The following is a 17472-nucleotide window of genomic DNA, read 5'->3' as shown; positions in this document are numbered from 1 at the left end:
TGGCCGGGCCGCATTGGGACGTGCTCAAGTCGATCTCACCATTGACAATTCAGATGGCCTTCTCCCCATTGACTATTCCGAGGTCACTATTTCGCGCACGCTTTTTCGAGGGGGTGGAAGCGAATACGCCATTAATGGAACTCCCGCTAGGCTCTTAGATATTCAAGAGCTCCTTTCGGATACCGGCATGGGGCGACAGATGCATGTCATTGTCGGCCAAGGCCAACTGGATACGATTTTGTCCTCGACTCCCGAGGAACGGCGTGGCTTCATTGAAGAAGCGGCAGGAGTCTTGAAGCACCGCAGGCGGAAAGAGCGCGCGCTTCGAAAGCTCTCAGATATGGATCAGAACCTGGTTCGAGTTCTTGATCTAACCAGTGAGATTGAACGTCAATTACGTCCGCTTGCCCGTCAGGCAAAGATTGCCCGGCGTGCGTCGATCATTCAAGCGCGGGTACGTGATGCGAAGGCGCGATTGCTTGCTGATGATTTGGTCATTGCTCGCGATAAGCTTCGTCGAGGGTCCGAGGACGCAGGCACACAGCATGAACGCTTGACCTCCCTTCAAGAAGAAGAGGCACGTGCACAAGCGCGTATCCGTGAGTTAGAAGCAGAGGAAGCCGAGCGTCATCCGCATGCCGCGCAAGCGATGGAGGAATGGCAGGCTCTCACCGCAATCGCTGAACGCCTCAACGCGACCATGACGATTGCTCGCGAACGAGTATTGACACATTCTCAGCCAGAGTTGGCACCTCAAAGTGAGGACCCAGCTTCTTTGGATGAACGTGCGCAGGCAGCGAGCCATGAGGATGCGCAGATTCTTCAGCGCGTGCAAAGTGCTTCAGAACGCGTTGATCAGGCACTGAGGCAACGTGGTGAGGCTGAAAAACGTGATGACGAGGCCCAGCGTGCCCTTGCGCAAACGAATCGTCTGCTCGCCGATTATCGCGAGGCAAGTGCGCGACTGAGTGCTGGGGTGGCCTCGGCTGCCTCACGTCTGGATGCTGCGCAATCGGAAGCACAACGCGCGGCGCATCAACTGGATGCGGCACGAGAGCGCGAGGCTCAAGCTGCGCGCGAGGCCGAAACCTATTCGGAAAGCGATCCCCAAAACGATTCAACTGCCGCGAAAGCCCTGAATATCGCGCAAGTGAAGCGGGAGGAAGCGCGCGAAAAGGTCGATGAACTTCTGGCGCGAGAACGTGATGCCCGGGCAGAACGCGTACGCTGGGAAGCACGCCGCGACGCACTCGTCCAAACGCTTACTCCCAGTGATGGCACCGCCTCGTATATGAATGCTCCCGGTGCGAAGGGTGATCTACCCAGCGCGCTTCACATTCGTGCGGGCTATGAAAACGCAATTGCGCAATTGCTTTCTCCTTTTGCTGATGCCCTAGTCATCGATACCCCAGAACATGCGTGGAAGACCGCTGCCGATGCGCGTCAAAAGGCTCAAGGACAAGTGCGTCTTCTTGTCGACGATGCATCGAATTCTCAACAAGCACCGAAACTTAATGGCCTTGCAGGTGCATGGGCAAAGGATCTCGTCACTTCGACAGCATTCGATGGGCTTGTCGATGCTCTTCTTGCGGGTTCATGGGTGTGTGAGACTCTGGAGGAAGCTCGTCAAGCACTAACACACCCGGAAATCGAACGTGTTGCTACGACTCAGGGAGATGTTCTCTCACGCACGTCCATGTTGGTCGCAGGCGAAGAAAGCGCCTCACCACTTGCCCTTCGCGCGCAATATGAGGAAGCAGCGGCAGCCGCAAGCGCAGCTATGGAGGAAGAGCGACGCGCCCAAGAAGAATTGACACGTGCCAACGCAGCTCTTGACCTGGCAGTTCGCGGCGCGAATCAAGCTCTGAAGACACTTCGTGAAGAAGATGCGCGTCAAGCAAAGATTGCGCAGGAAGCCGCGCGCGTTCACAGCGCGCTTCGTGCTGCCCGCGCTGAGACTACTCGTGCCGAGGAAACCCTCAAACGTGCGCAAGAGCAGTTGGAACAGGCGCGTGAATCTCATGAAAATGCTCAGCAGCGTCTGAAAAACGCAGCTCTGGAAGCACCCGATGTTGATCTCGAGGCCGCCAGCCGTCACGCAGAAGAATGTGCGGCAGCCGCACGTGCAGCCCGTGACGAAGAAACCCAGGCCCGCTTGGCTTTACGAGCTGCAGAAGAAGAGTCACGAGGCGCCGCGTCTAGAGCGCGAAACCTTCGCCAAGCGGCCGCGCGAAGTCGTGAAGAACGCATTGCTTATCAGCGGAGGGAAGAACGTCGTCGGCGTGAACTGGCGCGCGCTCAAGGAGTCTTGGAAGAAGCGCAGAAAGGTTATGCTCGCGCTCAGAGCGCGGTTGCCTCAGCAAAAGCGCGCCGTGATGCGATTGAAGAATCACGAAAGGCTGATTCGGAGAAACTTACTTCCGTACGTCGAGAACTTGATGACGTTCGTTCGCAAATCTCGCAGCTTACTTTAGCCTCGCAGCAAGCTGAGATTCTGCGTGCCGAATTGCGGATGCGGGTTGAACAACTAGAGACGCGTGCCATGGAGGAGCTCTCTTTAGAAGGCGATGAACTGATTGAGCACTACGGTCCGCACAATCTTGTTCCCGTTTTGAGCGAAGAATCCGCAGAATCAGATATCGAGGCAGGAGAAGATGCTGAAAACCCCGCTCGTCCCTATGTGCGTGAAGAGCAGGTTCGCACCCTTGATCAGGCACTGAAAGAGCTGGAAAAACTCGGACGCGTAAATCCACTGGCATTGGAAGAACACGCAGCACTTGCCAAACGCCATGAGTTTTTAGTTGCCCAGGTACAGGATCTGAAGAAATCTAAGTCTGATCTGTTGACGATCATCGACGATGTTGATCGCTTGGTCCAGGAAGCATTTGAGGAAGCATGGGCGGACACCGCGCGCCACTTTGAGCATGTTTTTAGTGTTCTTTTCCCCGGGGGAGAGGGACGTCTGGTTTTGACCGATCCTGATTCCATGCTTGATACGGGAATCGAGATTGAGGCGCGACCTGCCGGGAAGAAAGTCAAACGGCTCTCTTTGCTTTCGGGTGGAGAACGCTCCCTGGCAGCTTTGGCATTCTTGGTTGCAATCTTTAAAGCTCGTCCTTCTCCCTTCTACGTGATGGATGAGGTCGAAGCGGCTTTGGATGACATCAATTTGTCGCGTCTGCTGGAAATATTTAAAGAACTTCGCGCGACTTCGCAGCTGATTGTCATCACTCACCAAAAACGTACGATGGAGATTGCGGATGCACTCTATGGTGTGACGATGAGAGATGGCGTGACGCGTGTGGTTTCTCAGCGCCTCAATGATTGAAACGAATAAATCGTGTCCACTTGGCACAGTCGCGTGTGGGATGGGAAAGTTAAGGCATGATTGAAGGAATTGCGGTCTACATCGTCACGATGATCGTCATGCTTGCCATCGCCTCGGCCGTCATTTTAGGTTTTGCATTGCACCGGCGAAGTGCTGATCAGTGGAGAGATCATCTGCGCAATCAGTCCGGGCAAGAGATCCCCACCCAGATTCCGCACATTAGTGTTCGTGAAGAGAACATGAACGCTGTCCTTGAGTCCTCAAAGGGCTCTCGTGGGTACATGGTGGCCGATGGCCTTCCAGGTTTTGAAGCCGTTGAAGCAATGACTGAGCGCATTGAAGATATCGCTACCAGGCGTGGGGCACACGCGAAGCCCGCCCCAACTGAGGTCGATACCTCGAAAGATGCATAAGAGAAGCGCACTAAGGGAAGATTGACCTATGCAGGCTGTCATGGACTTTATTCATAACCCCGTGGCCCCCATCATTTTGGCGGGCGTCATTGTCGTTCTTGTCGCGGTTGTTTCGTTTGTTGTGCGTTCGCTCAAGTCGTCACGCACACACAGTGAAGTGCCCCCATCGACCTCCGTTGTCCCTGAGGCTTCGCTTCCGCAAGCTCAGGAAAGCGAAGTTGAAGGAGCCCAGCGTTCCCGAGATGGTCCTGCAGCGCAAACTGCTGACCGCTCTGAGGCTGCTGCCCCTCATGCCGAGCACATGTCCTCGCAGGAGGAAACCCCGGCCTCGGGAATTGGAGAGGAACACCCGGAAAGCACTTCTGTTGAGCTCCCCGAATCTATTCCCTCACGAATGGGACGTCTTCGTGCGCGCTTGGCGCGTTCGGGAGCGTTGGGCAAATCCCTTCTTTCTTTGCTCTCTCGCGGCGATCTATCCGCTGCGGATTGGGAAGAGATGGAAGATTCTCTTCTGGTCGCAGATTTGGGCTTGGAAGCAACCGATGAGTTGATGGAAGCCCTTCGCACGCGAGTGAAGGTTGAGAACACTTCAGATCCCCAGGTTGTGCGAGCTCTTTTGCGCGAAGAACTGCTCAAGCTTGTTGATCCCAATATGGATCGCTCTGTGAACTTAGCGGTTCGAGATGTTGACGGCGTTCAGGTCCCCGCGACTATCTTGATGGTTGGCGTGAACGGAACTGGTAAGACGACAACCACTGGAAAAATGGCACGTATTTTCCGCGCCGAAGGACACGAGGTTCTGCTGGGGGCGGCGGATACTTTCCGCGCTGCTGCCGCTGAACAGCTTGAGACTTGGGGAAGTCGTGTCGGCGTTGATGTTGTCCGTTCTGATCGTGAAGGTGCTGACCCGGCATCCGTTGCATTTGAATCGGTTGAAGAAGGTATTCGACGGGGCTGTGATGTCGTCATGGTCGATACCGCGGGCCGACTTCAAACAAAGTCTGCGCTCATGGACGAGCTGGGTAAGGTCAAGCGCGTGATGGAAAAGCGTGCACCAGTCAGCGAAGTCCTTCTGGTTCTGGACGCGACGACCGGTCAAAACGGTCTTCGACAGGCCGAAGTTTTTGCTGAGGTCGCTGGGGTAACAGGTATTGTGCTGTCCAAGCTGGATGGCTCAGCTAAGGGCGGAATTGTTGTTTCAGTCCAGCGAGCATTGGGTGTCCCCGTCAAGTTTGTGGGACTTGGAGAAGGGCCGGACGACCTTGCCCCCTTTGATCCGCAGTCCTTTGTTGATGCAATCGTGGGCTAAAACCCACTACTCTTAACATTTAGTTATTTAGAAATTGTGCTCGTGAGGAGTAGTCACAGTGGCTTTCTCGGATCTTTCTGATCGTTTGACCGCGTCTTTTAAGAGGCTCCGTTCGCGCGGAGTTTTGACGGAATCTGATGTCGATCAGACTATTAGCGAGATTCGTCGTGCCCTGATCGATGCTGACGTTGCTCTTCCTGTCGTTCGTCAGTTCACCACTCAGGTTCGCGAGAAGGCGTATGGAGCGGCTCGTTCCCGCGCGCTTAACCCCGGCCAGCAGGTTGTCCGTATTGTTCATGATGAACTTGTTGAGATCCTGGGTGGCGAAACCCGAGAGCTGCATTTTGCTCAGCGAGGCCCGACAGTTTTCATGCTCGCGGGTCTGCAGGGTGCCGGTAAGACGACTTTGGCCGGAAAGCTTGGTAAGTGGCTGCGTGAAGAGGGAAAGAGCGTCCTGCTTGTCGCCTCTGACCTTCAGCGTCCCAATGCTGTCGGCCAGCTTCAAATTGTCGGTGAGCGCGCGGGCGTTCAGGTGTGGGCCCCCGAGCCGGGTAACGGTGTTGGTGATCCGGTTCAGGTGGCGCGTTCCGGTTTGGACTATGCGATCACTCACGGCATCGATGTTGTGATTGTCGATACCGCGGGCCGTTTGGGTGTCGATCAAGAGATGATGGATCAGGCGATTGCTATTCGCCAGGCCGTCAATCCGCACGAAGTCATGTTTGTCCTTGACGCTATGATCGGTCAGGATGCGGTCAATACCGCGACCGCATTCCGTGACGGTGTTGGTTTCACCGGTGTCGTGCTTTCCAAGCTCGATGGTGACTCCCGAGGCGGTGCCGCCCTTTCCGTGCGCGGCGTAACGGGGGCTCCGATCCTCTTTGCCTCGACGGGTGAAGGTTTGGACGACTTCGAGCGTTTCCATGCCGACCGTATGGCATCTCGGATCCTCGATATGGGCGATATCATGACGCTCATCGAGCAAGCCGAAAAGCGCTTGGATGCAGAAGAAGCTGAGAAGATGGCCAAGAAGGCCATGTCTGGTGAGCTCACGCTTGATGACTTCCTTAGCCAGCTTCAGCAGGTCCGCAAGCTTGGGTCAATGAAGAAGGTTCTGGGCATGATTCCCGGAATGGCTCAGATGCGCGATCAGCTTGAGAACTTCGATGAGCGCGAAGTCAATCGCGTCGAAGCGATTGTCCGTTCAATGACTCCCGCTGAGCGTGCCGATGTTTCGATTCTCAATGGCTCTCGTCGCTCGCGCATCGCTCGTGGTTCGGGCGTGACGGTCGCTGAGGTCAATAACCTGGTCAAGCGTTTTGAGGCCGCAAAGACCATGATGGGGCAGATGGGTCAGATGGGTCCGGGAGGAATGCCCGGATTTGGTTCGATGCCCGGTAGCGGCGGTAAGGCGAAGCAAAAGGCCCAGGCGCGTAAGGACCGCGCTCAGCGCGCACGTGTTGCGAAGAAGGCGCGAAGTGGTAACCCGGCGAAGCGTCGTCAGCAGGAATTGGAGGCGATGCTTCCTCGTGAGCAGCGTCCTTCATCCCCGGCGGGATCCGCATTTGGTGTCACTGAAACACCCGCGCAGGCCCCCAATGCTCCGCGCCCAACCTTGGATGACCTTCCCGAAGATATCCGGCGTATGCTCGGCCGAGGCTGATGTATTTCGACGGGCATCTTTTTACTGATTCAGGATGGGTCAGTGGTCAGTGGAATTTAACTCCAGTAATCTCGCCCGTCGATGAGATTCCTACCTATTCGCAAGTTCTCAGTGGGTGGGCTGCACCCGCTTTCGCAGATGTCCACTGTCATATCGGTGTCGGTGCAGCTGCGACGTCTCTTGGCCGCACTCAACAGCGTGAGCAACTTGATGCCATGCTTCATGCGGGGGTGACTCTTCTACGCGATTGTGGATCTCCCGTCGACACTTCGTGGGTGAATGGTGAGTCCCGATATCCAACTCTCATTCGGTGCGGTCGTCATATCGCAAGGCCAATGAGGTATATCCGAGGTCTTGCGCGTGAGGTCAGCGATGTTCGTGAGCTACCAGATATTGCGTGTGAAGAGTGTGCCCGCGGTGACGGGTGGGTGAAGATCGTTGGTGACTGGATTGACCGTAGCGGGGGAGCACAGGCCGATCTTGAGCCTCTGTGGCCCCGCGAAATTCTTATCGATGCCGTCGCCGGAGTCCACGAGGCGGGAGGTCGTGTGGCGGTTCATGCCTTTTCCTCGCGCGTCATTGATGACCTCATTGAAGCAGGCGTTGATGATATTGAACATGCTAGTGGCATGGATAAAGATCAGATCTGCGAAGCGAAAAAACGCGGGATCGCGGTATCTGTCACCATGCTTCAGCGCGAATTGTTCAAGGAATTTTCTGAGCAGGCGGCACGTAAATATCCCAGATATTCAGCGACAATGAACACGCTGTGGCAACGCAGATACGAGCAAGCTCAAGAGCTCTTCGACTCTGGAATTACGGTCTTGCCTGCAAGTGATACGGGCGGCTACCAACAACCCGGAAGTATTCTTGCGGAACTGCGTGCCTGGGGTGAACTTGGATTGAGGCCTCGTGAAATTCTTCAAAGGGCAACGCTGGAAACGCGCCGCTATCTGGGAATTGGTGAAGGCCTCGTTGGAGGAAGCGCTGATCTTGTCGGATACTCAGCTTGTCCCGACGATATTGATGCGCTTCTTGCACCCCTTTGGGTGTGCCGAGGTGGAGAGCTTGTCGCGCTTTCGTCGACGTCTTCGCGTAAGCGGTGACCAAGACCACCGTGAATTGGCTTAGTCTGGCGCCGATTGGCTTGGAAAGACCAGCTAAAACTGGCATAATTAATCGCTGTACTCGACGTGCGAAGAGCCCTCTCATCTGAGTTCGTCGCGTCCCGGGATAATCATCGTCTGTGTTTCCCTACCTGACGTATGTCTATTCCACACCGATTTGAAACAGGAGTGACCACAACAGTGGCAGTTCGCATTCGTTTGAAGCGCATGGGCAAGATCCATGCACCCGTTTACCGTGTCGTTGTCGTTGACTCGCGCAAGAAGCGTGACGGACGCGTCATCGAAGAGGTCGGTCTGTATGATCCGACCCCGAACCCCTCGACCATCGAGATCAAGTCTGACCGCGTTCAGTACTGGCTCGGCGTTGGCGCACAGCCTTCGGACCAGGTTCGTAACCTGCTGGTCCTGACCGGTGACATCGCTCGCTTCAATGGCAAGGCAGACGCAGTGTCCCGCGTGCAGTACGCAGATGCCGACAAGGCAGCCGCTGCTGCTCAGGCGATCAAGGACGCCGAAGCCGCTGCTGAGAAGCGCAAGGCAGACGCCTCCGCCAAGAAGGCTGAGGAAGAAGCTGCTCGCAAGGCTGAAGAGGAAGCCGCACAGGCTGCTGCCGCTGAAGAAGCTGCAGAAGAGCCCAAGGCTGAAGAAGCCGGCGAGGAAGCCTGATCATGCTTGCTGATGCACTCGAACACCTGGTCAGCGGAATCGTTGATCACCCCGAGGACGTGCGGGTTTCTTCTCGCAATATGCGTCGTGGGCAGATGCTTGAGGTTCGTGTGAACCCTGAGGATCTGGGGCGTGTCATCGGCCGCGGAGGTCGTACGGCCCGTGCGCTGCGCACGGTAATGAACGCGCTTTCTCCCCGGGGAAATGTCCGCGTTGATGTCGTTGACACCGACCGCGAGTGACAACTTAGTGATCTCAAACGGGGACCTGACTTAAACAGGTCCCCGTTTGGCATACCCCCGAAAAGGATTCATCCCATGCTCATGACGGCAGCACAGATCGGACCCGCACACGGACTGCGTGGGGAAGTCATTGTGGATATTCGAAGCGACGATCCGCAGCTTTTTACCCCTGGAGAAAGCTTCTCGACCTCGAATACGGAGTTCCCCACGCTCACGCTTTCTTCAATTCGTCAGCAAAAAGATCGTGTCATCGCCCTTTTTGATGAGGTTTCAAGCCGCGAGGACGCCGAAGTACTGCGCGGCGCTCGTCTGCTTGTCGACGAGAGGGAAGAAGAAGATGCGTGGTATCCGCACCAGCTCAAGGGGCTGCGCGCACTTGATCCTCAAGGGAACGAATTGGGCGTGGTTCAAGGGCTTCAAATGGGTGCCGCTCAGGATCTCCTCTTAGTGAAGACCTCCGCAGGCACTGTCATGGTTCCCTTCGTCCATCAACTTGTTCCCAGGGTTGACATCCCAAACGGTACTGTGACGATCGAGCCGCTCCCCGGGCTTTTTGATGATCAAGCCATTGAGGCCCGCTGAGGAAGAGAAAGCCTATGCGTATCGATCTGCTGAGCATTTTCCCGCAGTACTTTGCCGCTCTTGACCTCTCTCTCATGGGGAAGGCCCGTCAAAGCGGTCAGCTGGACATTCGAGTCCATGACCTGCGTTCATGGACTCATGATCGTCATCGAACGGTTGATGACACCCCGTATGGTGGGGGTGCGGGTATGGTCATGAGGCCTGATGTCTGGGGGGAGGCGCTGGACACCGTCATCGGAACAGAGCCGGGAAAGTGCGTTCTAGCAATCCCCACCCCCTCGGGAATCCCCTTTAACCAGCGAAAAGCTGAGGAACTTTCACATTTTGATCGAATCATCGTCGCCTGCGGACGATACGAGGGCATTGATCAGCGCGTTGCTGATCACTACCGTAACCGAGGTGTCGTCGTTGAAGAATTCTCCATCGGGGATTACGTCCTCAACGGTGGGGAAGTGGCAGCCTTGGTCCTGGTTGAAGCTGTCGGTCGATTGATTGACGGAGTGATTGGGAACCCCGATTCTCTGGTTGAAGAATCCCACAGCGGTATTGGTCTCTTGGAATACCCGGTTTACACGAAGCCACAAGAGTGGCGCGGGCACCAGGTTCCCGATGTATTGATGTCCGGGGACCACGCAAAGATCGATCGTTGGCGTTTAGATCGCAGTCTTGAGCGAACAGCGCAACGACGTCCGGATATTGTTGCCCGTATAGCGCACTCTTCAGCTGATCAGCTGAGTACCCGGGACAGGGAAATTCTGGCGGAAAACGGTGTGCTGATGCGTGAGGATCGCGTTGCACCCGTTGAGATTCGTGCTGCGCGCCCTGACGAGGCCGAGCGCATCAGTGAGCTTGCGAGCCTCACTTTCCCCATGGCACCTCCGGACTTTATTCCTGGGGAAGATGTCCAGGCTTTTATTTCTGATGGGTTGAATCCTCAGGTTTTTGAGGAATTTCTTGCTGATCCCAACGCGCGCTGTTTCCTAGCGGAGAGTGAAGGCCAGCTGCTTGCCTACACCTTGATTTTCTTGCATAGCCCGAAAGAAATGCCGCGTGGAAATGGCAAGTATCCCTTGGATGATCATGCTGCCTATCTTTCAAAGTGCTATGTGCGCGAAGAGGCTCACGGAACTGGTATTGCTGGTGCGATTCTGGAGCACACGATTCGTAGTGCCAGAGAAGAAGGTGCAAGCCAAATCGTTTTAGGAACACACATCTATAACGAACGCGCACAACGTTTTTATCGCAAGCATGGTTTTAAAAAGGCAGGAAGGCGTCGTTTCCGTTTGAGTGCCAATACCGAGGCCACCGACGTCGTCATGATTCGTCCCATGGAGAGTTAGCGAAATCACCGCTTGGTGCTCACACTTCTGGGCTTTCGGGGTGTTCTTTAGTACCTGAGCTGTGGCAAAATTATACGGTCTGTGTGTGGCGTATCCTGCCGCGGGGGGCCGCCGGATCATGCAGATACATGAAGAAACGCAGGCTTGACCTGCCGAAAAGACGTGACTGACCTGCGGCAGAAGCGTCAAGGAGTGAAAATGCAAAAGCTGGACGCCGTCGATGCAGCATCGCTGCGCGAAGACATCCCTGCTTTCCGTGCAGGCGATACCGTTAAGGTTCACGTGAAGGTTATCGAAGGTAACCGCTCACGTATCCAGGTTTTCCAGGGCGTTGTTATCGCACGCCGTGGCCACGGTGTTTCCGAAACTTTCACCGTCCGCAAGGTTTCCTTCGGTGTCGGTGTTGAGCGTACCTTCCCCCTGCACGCCCCCACGATCGACAAGATCGAGGTCGTGACCAAGGGCGACGTGCGCCGCGCAAAGCTCTACTACCTGCGTGAGCGCCACGGTAAGGCCGCAAAGATCAAGGAGCACCGCTCCGGATCTGCCGAGTGACACTCGCTCGCGATATAAGCCCGGTATCCTTAAGGATGCCGGGTTTTCGCATACGTGTGAGAATTTACGGTAGACATAGGAAAGGGATCTGTTTATGAGTCGATCAGGCGCACGTGGGAAAGCCGTCCGAATGCCGGTTGCTCACGGCCCTTCGATTAAGGACATCGAGCGCGAAGAACGTCGGGCACGGAAGAACCCCTTCAATTGGCTGCGTGAGCTTGCCGTAATCATCGTCTGTGCCCTGGTGATCTCCTCGCTTCTACGCGCCTTCCTTGTGCAGGTCTTTTGGATCCCTTCTGCATCGATGCGTAATACTCTGGTCGAAAAAGACCGCATCGCTGTATCTCGCGTTTCCCACTTCACGGGAGACATTAAGCGAGGAGACGTTGTCGTTTTTGATGACACTTTGGGATGGCTCGCCAAGAGCGAAACAGATACCTCTTCGCCTTTGCGAAAAGTGGCTGAATTTACCGGATTGCTTCCGGCAGGTGGAGAACAAACCTTGGTGAAGCGAGTTATCGGTCTTGGCGGCGATCACGTGACTTGTTGTACGGCAGATGGCAAGCTTCAGGTCAATGGCGTCACTATCACCGAGCCCTACATCGCCAACCACGGTGCGGCCTCGGCAATAACTTTCGACGTCACTGTTCCTGAAGGCTCTCTGTGGGTTATGGGAGATAACCGTTCAAATTCTGCGGATTCTCGTTATCACATGGGGAACGGACAAACCCCATATGTGCCTGAAAGTGCAGTAGTCGGGCGCGCTTTCGCAGTAATTTGGCCGAGCAATCGCCTCAGTTGGTTGGGGGACCGCTCGGTCTTCGCTGACGTCCCCGCTGCCAAATGAACGCATCCAAGCAGACTTTTTCTCGCCGCAGAGAAGCACCGAGGCGCTCGTCGAAAATTACTCCCACCCGTGAGTGGGAAGAAGAGCTCCAAGGTAGTTTCGGTGTGGTTGCTGGCATGGACGAGGTTGGACGCGGATCTCTTGCCGGTCCGGTATGCGTTGGCTTGGCTTTCGCTCCTCCTGCCGGGATTCCAGTTCTTCCGGGGCTCGCTGATTCAAAGATGCTCAGTCTTCGCGCTCGCGAGGCCTTATTTGAGCCTGTTTTTCAGTGGAGTCCCTGCATTGAAATTGGCCAGGCAAGCAACGATGAGATCGATCGTTATGGAATTATTGCCGCACTTCGACTTGCCGGACGGCGTGCTTTAAAGGCCGCATCTGATCGTGGTTTTCAAGCAGATATCGTCATGTTGGATGGAAGCCACGATTGGCTCAGTGATTCTCCGGATCTTTTTGATGATCTTGATGGTCCTCTTTATCCCACGGTCTCTACCCCAAAGGTTGTCACTCGTATTAAGGCGGATGCATCGTGTGCGACGGTGTCTGCTGCTTCAGTTGCTGCGAAAGTCTTTCGCGATCGCTTGATGGAAGAATACGAGGACCCGGGATATGGATGGGCATCGAACAAAGGGTATTCTTCGGCCGCGCATATCGAAGCTTTGAGGCGTTTGGGTCCCTCGGTGCTTCACCGGCGCTCATGGCGGCTTCCGGGTGTCGAAAGCTGAATTACTCGGTCGCGCTCTAAGATACTGGGAGCAACACAGGAGGCGATCATGGCTGGCGATATCGAATCGTATGAAAACAACCTCGAACTTGAACTGTTTCGCGAATATCGCGATGTCATTGGCTTGTTCAAGTATGTCGTCGAAACTGAACGTCGCTTCTATCTGTGTAACCACGTCGATGTGCAGGCTCGTCCAGTTGGCGGGGATATCTTTTTTGAATTGACCCTGACCGATGCATGGGTCTGGGATATTTACCGTTCCTCGCGATTCGTACACTCAGTGCGCGTCGTTACCTACAAGGATGTCAACGTCGAGGAACTCAATAAGCCTGAGCTACCTCTCGCTTAAGTTGGTATTGCTAGTGGAAAGCACGTATCGGCTAATCCGATGCGTGCTTCATTGTCTATTGCGCATCTCATTATTGCGGCCGGTGCATTGTCCACAGGGATGACATTTCATCGGTGTTTTCCACAGAATTTCGTGTGAATACTTCCCTGTAATCCCTGTTTTGTCATCCTTCCTTCAACGGGAAGGAGCTGTGGTGGACTACAGAAAATACCTCGGTCAAGCGGGGGAAGACTATGCGTGTCGTTTCATTGAAGAACAGGGGCTAGAAGTTCTTGAACGGAATTGGCGCGACTCAAACCGCGGAGAGCTCGACATTCTTGCGCGCGAAGGAAATACCGCAGTCGTTGTCGAGGTACGCACTCGCGTCGGGATTGGTTACGGCAGTGCGCTCGAATCAATTGATACTCGGAAGGTATTGAAACTTCGCCGGCTTGCGGCCCAGTGGGCTCGCCAGCGCAGGCTCTTCTCAAAACTGCGTATCGACATTGTTGCGTTGACGGTGCCTCGTGCCTGCGGACAAGAACTGCGAGAAGGCGGAAGTGTAGATTTCTTGCGGTATCCCCCGAAGATCGAATGGCTCAGGGGGATCGCGTGACTTCTTCGCTTGCGCGTACACGCGCAATTGCTCTGGTGGGCCTAGATGGAAATATCGTCGACGTTGAAACGCATGTCGGCCGCGGGCTGGTGAATTTCACCCTCGTCGGGCTTCCGGATGCATCCCTAAGAGAGGCTCGCGATCGTGTTCGCTCAGCCCTCCAAGCCTGTGAGTTGGAAGTTCTCGACCGGCACGTTACGGTCGGACTTTCTCCCGCTGGGCTTCCAAAATCGGGCTCGGGATTTGATTTCTCCATTGCCGCCTCGATACTTCTGGCAACTTCGAAGATCCAAAGCACAGGAGTTGCAGGTGAAGTCTTCATTGGCGAACTTGCTTTGGACGGCAGTCTGCATACTCTTCCGGGAATTTTGCCCGCGGTAATTTCGGCGCGACGATCGGGAATTACCCGAGTATTCGTTCCTCTTGAGGCGCGCAGCGAAGCCCAACTCGTTCCAGGGATAGAAGTGTGCGCATTCGCGCACCTCGCGGACTTCGTCCAGGCATTCGGCGGGCAGGCAAAACGAGCACGAGTACTTGGGCTAGCCGCTCAAGAATCGGTGCTTAAAAATGCCGGAGAAGAAGGAATGCGAAGCGGGGGAGTAGGAGACTTTTCTCAAGTACGTGGACATAACTCGGCAATCGAAGCGGTCGCCATCGCGGCCTCGGGCGGCCATCATCTGATGATGATCGGGGAACCTGGAAGCGGGAAGACGATGATGGCTTCCAGACTTCCTTCAATCCTTCCGGAACTTGAACAAAGCGATGCCTTAACTGCTAGCGCTATTCATTCGATTGCCGGGGACTTGAGCAGCGGACAATTGCTGACAGAACCTCCATTTCAAGCTCCGCATCACTCGATGTCGATCCCTGCAATGGTCGGTGGTGGCAGCGGTGTGATCCGCCCGGGTGCCGCTTCATTGGCGCATGCAGGAATTCTGTTTCTTGATGAAGCCACAGAATTTGCGCCGGCAGTTCTGGATTCTCTTCGGCAACCATTGGAGTCAGGGTGGGTGCGAATCCAACGTTCAGGCCATACGGCGCGTTACCCAGCTTCTTTCCAATTGGTGATGGCAACAAATCCCTGTCCGTGTGGGCACCTGGGTGGACGAATTCGTTCGTGTTCCTGCTCCTCCATCCAAAGGAGGCGTTACCTGGCACGTCTTTCAGGACCTCTGATTGATCGCATCGACATCACACTGTCAATGCGTGTTCCCAGCCAGGCGGATCTTGCTTGTGCATCTCACTTCACCTCGCATTCACTCAAAGACAAGGTCTTCGAAGCGCGTGAACGAGCTGCTCATCGGCTTAAAGATACTCAATGGCGTCTGAATCGGGATGTCGCGGGCTCGTGGATTCGATCGCTTCACCCACCTTCGGATCAGATCCTGAGCATGATCGATCACTCAGTTGATCAAGGTCGGCTCTCAATGAGGGGAGCGGATCGCTTACTGCGACTTATGTGGACCTGCGCGGATTATTCGGGAAAAAACTCGATTGGACTGGATGAGTTCTCTGCAGCTCTCCAGCTCAGGCAAGGAGGCGAGAACTATGGCATTGGGTGAGACCCCCGAACTACTCGACGAAATCTGGTGGAATAGCGTGAGCGAACCATCGGATGTGCACCTTGATCTTTTGCGACTACGTTTGGGAGACGAAGAAGCGAAATCTTGGATATTAGCCTCGACGCCGGTAATCCCTCAGTGCTTGAGAAGTGAGGAAGAAGTATTTCGTTCCTGCTGGAAACGCTGGCGACCGCGCGCTTTGGCTGCGAATCCACACGTTGAATTGGAAATCTTGAATAAAATCGGTGGACGTCTTGTTCTTCCTAGCGATCCTGACTGGCCAGGTGGCTTTGAAAAACTAGGGGAAGGGCAGCCTCGGTTGCTCTGGGTCATCGGAGAGATGCCGAAGTCACCTGCTATCGCAATCGTTGGCGCTCGAGCCTCATCGCACTATGGGAACGAAGTAGCAAGTGAACTGGCATCAGAGCTGTCGCATCGTGGTTATGGGACAATTTCGGGCGGAGCAATAGGCATAGATACCGCGGTGCACCAGGGAAGCGTTAATGTTCGAGGCCAGACCTGTGCCTACATGGCTGGCGGATTGGGAAACCTCTACCCAGCCAGCAATAGCGATCTATTTCGTGCGATTCTGAGGTGTGGAGGGGCCTTAGTATCCGAAGTTCCCTGCACTTTCCGTCCAGCTAAGTGGCGCTTCTTAGGAAGGAACCGCCTGATCGCCGCAGCTGCCGCTGGGGTTGTCGTCGTCGAGGCTTCACCACGCTCTGGTGCGCTGGCAACTGCGCGTTGGGCACTAGAGATGGGGACCCCCGTTGGCGGAGTTCCGGGCTCGGTCTATTCAGAGGCTTCACGAGGCGTCCACGAACTGTTGCGTAACGGAGGAATACTCGTTCGTGATTGGGCAGATATTGTCGACATGATCGGGGAGAAGCTCCCTGAAGAAAACCAAATGCCACTATTTGGAGACCCAGTAGCTTCCGATCATGGGATTGATGCGCTTCAGCCACTGATGCGCAGAGTATTTGAGGCGCTTCCGCAGAGGAGTTCAATGACAATTGAAAGAGCGGCGGTTGCTGCTGGTCTGGATGAAGAGAGCGTGAAGATCGCGCTTGTTCGACTTCAATTAGAGGGTTATGTCGCAAATGATGAGCGCGGCTGGCACCGAAGTAAATCCCCACATCGCTAAACTGCTCGGTATGGATGAGAGACTGCTGGAAGCGTGGGAGACCTACCTGCGCGCTAATGCTGTAGTTTCTCCGCATACTCTGCGTGCCTACATCGGAGACTTGCACTCATTTCTCGAACATACCGATACCGATGAGCTCACAGTAGAAAACGTCAATGACATCGTTACCTTGCGGGCAATTCGCATGTGGCTTGCGGATGAACTTCGCAAGGGGAACTCACGCTCAACTGTGTCACGGAAGACTGCCTCGATACGCTCATTCACGGCGTGGGCTCACCGTCGGGGCTATCTCACAACTGATCCCGGGCTGCTTGTGACCAGCGCTCGCGGTGATCAAAAGCTTCCTCAGGTCCAAACAGTTTCTGATACTGAACGCCTCCTTGCATGTGCTGCGCTCCAAGCCAGTGATGATCCCTCACCAGCAGCAGTACGAGATTGGGCAATTCTAGAAACTATTTACGCGACTGGAATGCGTGTGAGTGAAGTCTGTTCCTTGGATACGACCTCGATTGATCAACAGGGAATGACCCTTCGTGTGATCGGTAAAGGAAATAAGGAACGCATTGTTCCCTTTACCCGGACTTGTCTCAATGCCCTTCAGCGTTGGCTTAATGGGCCAAGACAAGAGTTGGCCCATCCAGAAGCAGGGAAGGCACTTTTTGTCGGTGACAAAGGTAAGCGTATCGATCCGCGCGTAATCCGAGGAATGCTCCACCGGATGTGTGCACGTGCAGGGGTTCGAGATATTGCACCTCACGCCCTTCGGCATACCGCAGCAACGCATATTTTGGGTGGGGGAGCCGATCTTCGAGCAGTGCAAGAAATGCTTGGGCATTCCTCACTTCAAACAACGCAAAGGTATACGCATGTTGATGCCCAGCGTCTAAGTGCAATCTATCGACAAGCACACCCGCGTGCCTAGCGTGTTCAAAGGGTTTTAAGCCTGGGGTGCCCAGTGAGCATTCGCAATGGGTTGATATATCGAGTGCGTGAGACTTTTGCGCCCCAGTGAATCTGTGCTTCTCGAAT

Annotated in this window: 17 protein-coding genes; all 17 read left to right on the top strand. The window is 55.0% G+C overall.

Annotation, left to right across the window (positions count from 1 at the left end; all coding sequences use genetic code 11):
- The first annotated feature begins 13 nt into the window (after positions 1–13).
- The 17 genes from smc (at position 14) to QZR18_RS03305 (ending at position 17365) form a co-directional block, all read left to right on the top strand.
- On the top strand, positions 14–3328 hold the full coding sequence (gene smc / locus QZR18_RS03385) for a chromosome segregation protein SMC (RefSeq protein WP_366921409.1): 3315 nt from the start codon (positions 14–16) through the stop codon (positions 3326–3328).
- A 56-nt stretch (positions 3329–3384) separates the two neighbouring features.
- Positions 3385–3741: a hypothetical protein gene (locus QZR18_RS03380; RefSeq protein WP_178706222.1), complete on the top strand. Its 357-nt coding sequence runs from the start codon at positions 3385–3387 to the stop codon at positions 3739–3741.
- Positions 3742–3769: 28 nt separating this feature from the next.
- The gene (gene ftsY / locus QZR18_RS03375; protein ID WP_178706225.1) at positions 3770–5050 is read left to right on the top strand and encodes a signal recognition particle-docking protein FtsY; all 1281 of its coding nucleotides are present in this window, start codon (positions 3770–3772) and stop codon (positions 5048–5050) included.
- Positions 5051–5108: 58 nt separating this feature from the next.
- Entirely contained in the window at positions 5109–6713 is a 1605-nt protein-coding gene (ffh, locus tag QZR18_RS03370) for a signal recognition particle protein (RefSeq protein WP_178706229.1), read from the top strand.
- Entirely contained in the window at positions 6713–7819 is a 1107-nt protein-coding gene (locus tag QZR18_RS03365; protein WP_178706231.1) for an amidohydrolase family protein, read from the top strand. The genes ffh and QZR18_RS03365 overlap by 1 nt, the downstream gene beginning before the upstream one ends.
- Before the next feature lie 201 nt (positions 7820–8020).
- Positions 8021–8506: a 30S ribosomal protein S16 gene (gene rpsP / locus QZR18_RS03360; protein ID WP_019127084.1), complete on the top strand. Its 486-nt coding sequence runs from the start codon at positions 8021–8023 to the stop codon at positions 8504–8506.
- A gap of 2 nt (positions 8507–8508) precedes the next feature.
- Positions 8509–8748 carry an RNA-binding protein gene (locus tag QZR18_RS03355; protein ID WP_019127083.1) on the top strand — a complete coding sequence of 80 codons (240 nt, stop codon included), beginning with the start codon at positions 8509–8511 and terminating at the stop codon, positions 8746–8748.
- Between the two features lie 75 nt (positions 8749–8823).
- On the top strand, positions 8824–9330 hold the full coding sequence (gene rimM / locus QZR18_RS03350; RefSeq protein WP_178706233.1) for a ribosome maturation factor RimM: 507 nt from the start codon (positions 8824–8826) through the stop codon (positions 9328–9330).
- A gap of 14 nt (positions 9331–9344) precedes the next feature.
- A complete protein-coding gene (gene trmD / locus QZR18_RS03345; RefSeq protein ID WP_178706235.1) occupies positions 9345–10670 on the top strand; it encodes a tRNA (guanosine(37)-N1)-methyltransferase TrmD in 1326 nt (441 codons plus the stop codon).
- A gap of 198 nt (positions 10671–10868) precedes the next feature.
- The gene (gene rplS, locus QZR18_RS03340; protein ID WP_019127080.1) at positions 10869–11225 is read left to right on the top strand and encodes a 50S ribosomal protein L19; all 357 of its coding nucleotides are present in this window, start codon (positions 10869–10871) and stop codon (positions 11223–11225) included.
- Between the two features lie 130 nt (positions 11226–11355).
- The gene (lepB, locus tag QZR18_RS03335; RefSeq protein WP_178706298.1) at positions 11356–12072 is read left to right on the top strand and encodes a signal peptidase I; all 717 of its coding nucleotides are present in this window, start codon (positions 11356–11358) and stop codon (positions 12070–12072) included.
- Positions 12069–12794, top strand: a complete 726-nt coding sequence (locus tag QZR18_RS03330) for a ribonuclease HII (protein WP_178706237.1) — start codon at positions 12069–12071, stop codon at positions 12792–12794. Before lepB ends, QZR18_RS03330 begins: the two co-directional genes overlap by 4 nt.
- Before the next feature lie 48 nt (positions 12795–12842).
- Positions 12843–13142, top strand: coding sequence for a DUF2469 domain-containing protein (locus tag QZR18_RS03325; protein ID WP_009748064.1), 300 nt, complete (start codon positions 12843–12845; stop codon positions 13140–13142).
- Between the two features lie 193 nt (positions 13143–13335).
- A complete protein-coding gene (locus QZR18_RS03320) occupies positions 13336–13737 on the top strand; it encodes a YraN family protein (RefSeq protein ID WP_295910340.1) in 402 nt (133 codons plus the stop codon).
- Positions 13734–15299: a YifB family Mg chelatase-like AAA ATPase gene (locus QZR18_RS03315; RefSeq protein WP_295910339.1), complete on the top strand. Its 1566-nt coding sequence runs from the start codon at positions 13734–13736 to the stop codon at positions 15297–15299. Before QZR18_RS03320 ends, QZR18_RS03315 begins: the two co-directional genes overlap by 4 nt.
- The gene (gene dprA, locus QZR18_RS03310) at positions 15286–16443 is read left to right on the top strand and encodes a DNA-processing protein DprA (protein ID WP_178706246.1); all 1158 of its coding nucleotides are present in this window, start codon (positions 15286–15288) and stop codon (positions 16441–16443) included. Before QZR18_RS03315 ends, dprA begins: the two co-directional genes overlap by 14 nt.
- A gap of 10 nt (positions 16444–16453) precedes the next feature.
- Positions 16454–17365 (top strand): tyrosine recombinase XerC, encoded by a 912-nt coding sequence (locus tag QZR18_RS03305; RefSeq protein WP_178706253.1) that lies wholly within the window; start codon positions 16454–16456, stop codon positions 17363–17365.
- Positions 17366–17472 lie beyond the last annotated feature (107 nt).

The organism is uncultured Actinomyces sp. (assembly GCA_900541895.1).
Classification (GTDB): domain Bacteria; phylum Actinomycetota; class Actinomycetes; order Actinomycetales; family Actinomycetaceae; genus Pauljensenia.
This window is presented reverse-complemented; position numbering and strand designations above follow the sequence as displayed.

What these genes read in the sequence shown, in the direction of transcription:
- QZR18_RS03380 (WP_178706222.1), top strand. Translation starts at nt 3,385, where the DNA reads ATGATTGAAGGAATTGCGGTCTACATCGTCACGATGATCGTCATGCTT.
- ftsY (WP_178706225.1), top strand. Translation starts at nt 3,770, where the DNA reads ATGCAGGCTGTCATGGACTTTATTCATAACCCCGTGGCCCCCATCATT.
- QZR18_RS03365 (WP_178706231.1), top strand. Translation starts at nt 6,713, where the DNA reads ATGTATTTCGACGGGCATCTTTTTACTGATTCAGGATGGGTCAGTGGT.
- QZR18_RS03355 (WP_019127083.1), top strand. Translation starts at nt 8,509, where the DNA reads ATGCTTGCTGATGCACTCGAACACCTGGTCAGCGGAATCGTTGATCAC.
- rimM (WP_178706233.1), top strand. Translation starts at nt 8,824, where the DNA reads ATGCTCATGACGGCAGCACAGATCGGACCCGCACACGGACTGCGTGGG.
- trmD (WP_178706235.1), top strand. Translation starts at nt 9,345, where the DNA reads ATGCGTATCGATCTGCTGAGCATTTTCCCGCAGTACTTTGCCGCTCTT.
- rplS (WP_019127080.1), top strand. Translation starts at nt 10,869, where the DNA reads ATGCAAAAGCTGGACGCCGTCGATGCAGCATCGCTGCGCGAAGACATC.
- lepB (WP_178706298.1), top strand. Translation starts at nt 11,356, where the DNA reads ATGCCGGTTGCTCACGGCCCTTCGATTAAGGACATCGAGCGCGAAGAA.
- QZR18_RS03330 (WP_178706237.1), top strand. Translation starts at nt 12,069, where the DNA reads ATGAACGCATCCAAGCAGACTTTTTCTCGCCGCAGAGAAGCACCGAGG.
- QZR18_RS03325 (WP_009748064.1), top strand. Translation starts at nt 12,843, where the DNA reads ATGGCTGGCGATATCGAATCGTATGAAAACAACCTCGAACTTGAACTG.
- dprA (WP_178706246.1), top strand. Translation starts at nt 15,286, where the DNA reads ATGGCATTGGGTGAGACCCCCGAACTACTCGACGAAATCTGGTGGAAT.
- QZR18_RS03305 (WP_178706253.1), top strand. Translation starts at nt 16,454, where the DNA reads ATGGATGAGAGACTGCTGGAAGCGTGGGAGACCTACCTGCGCGCTAAT.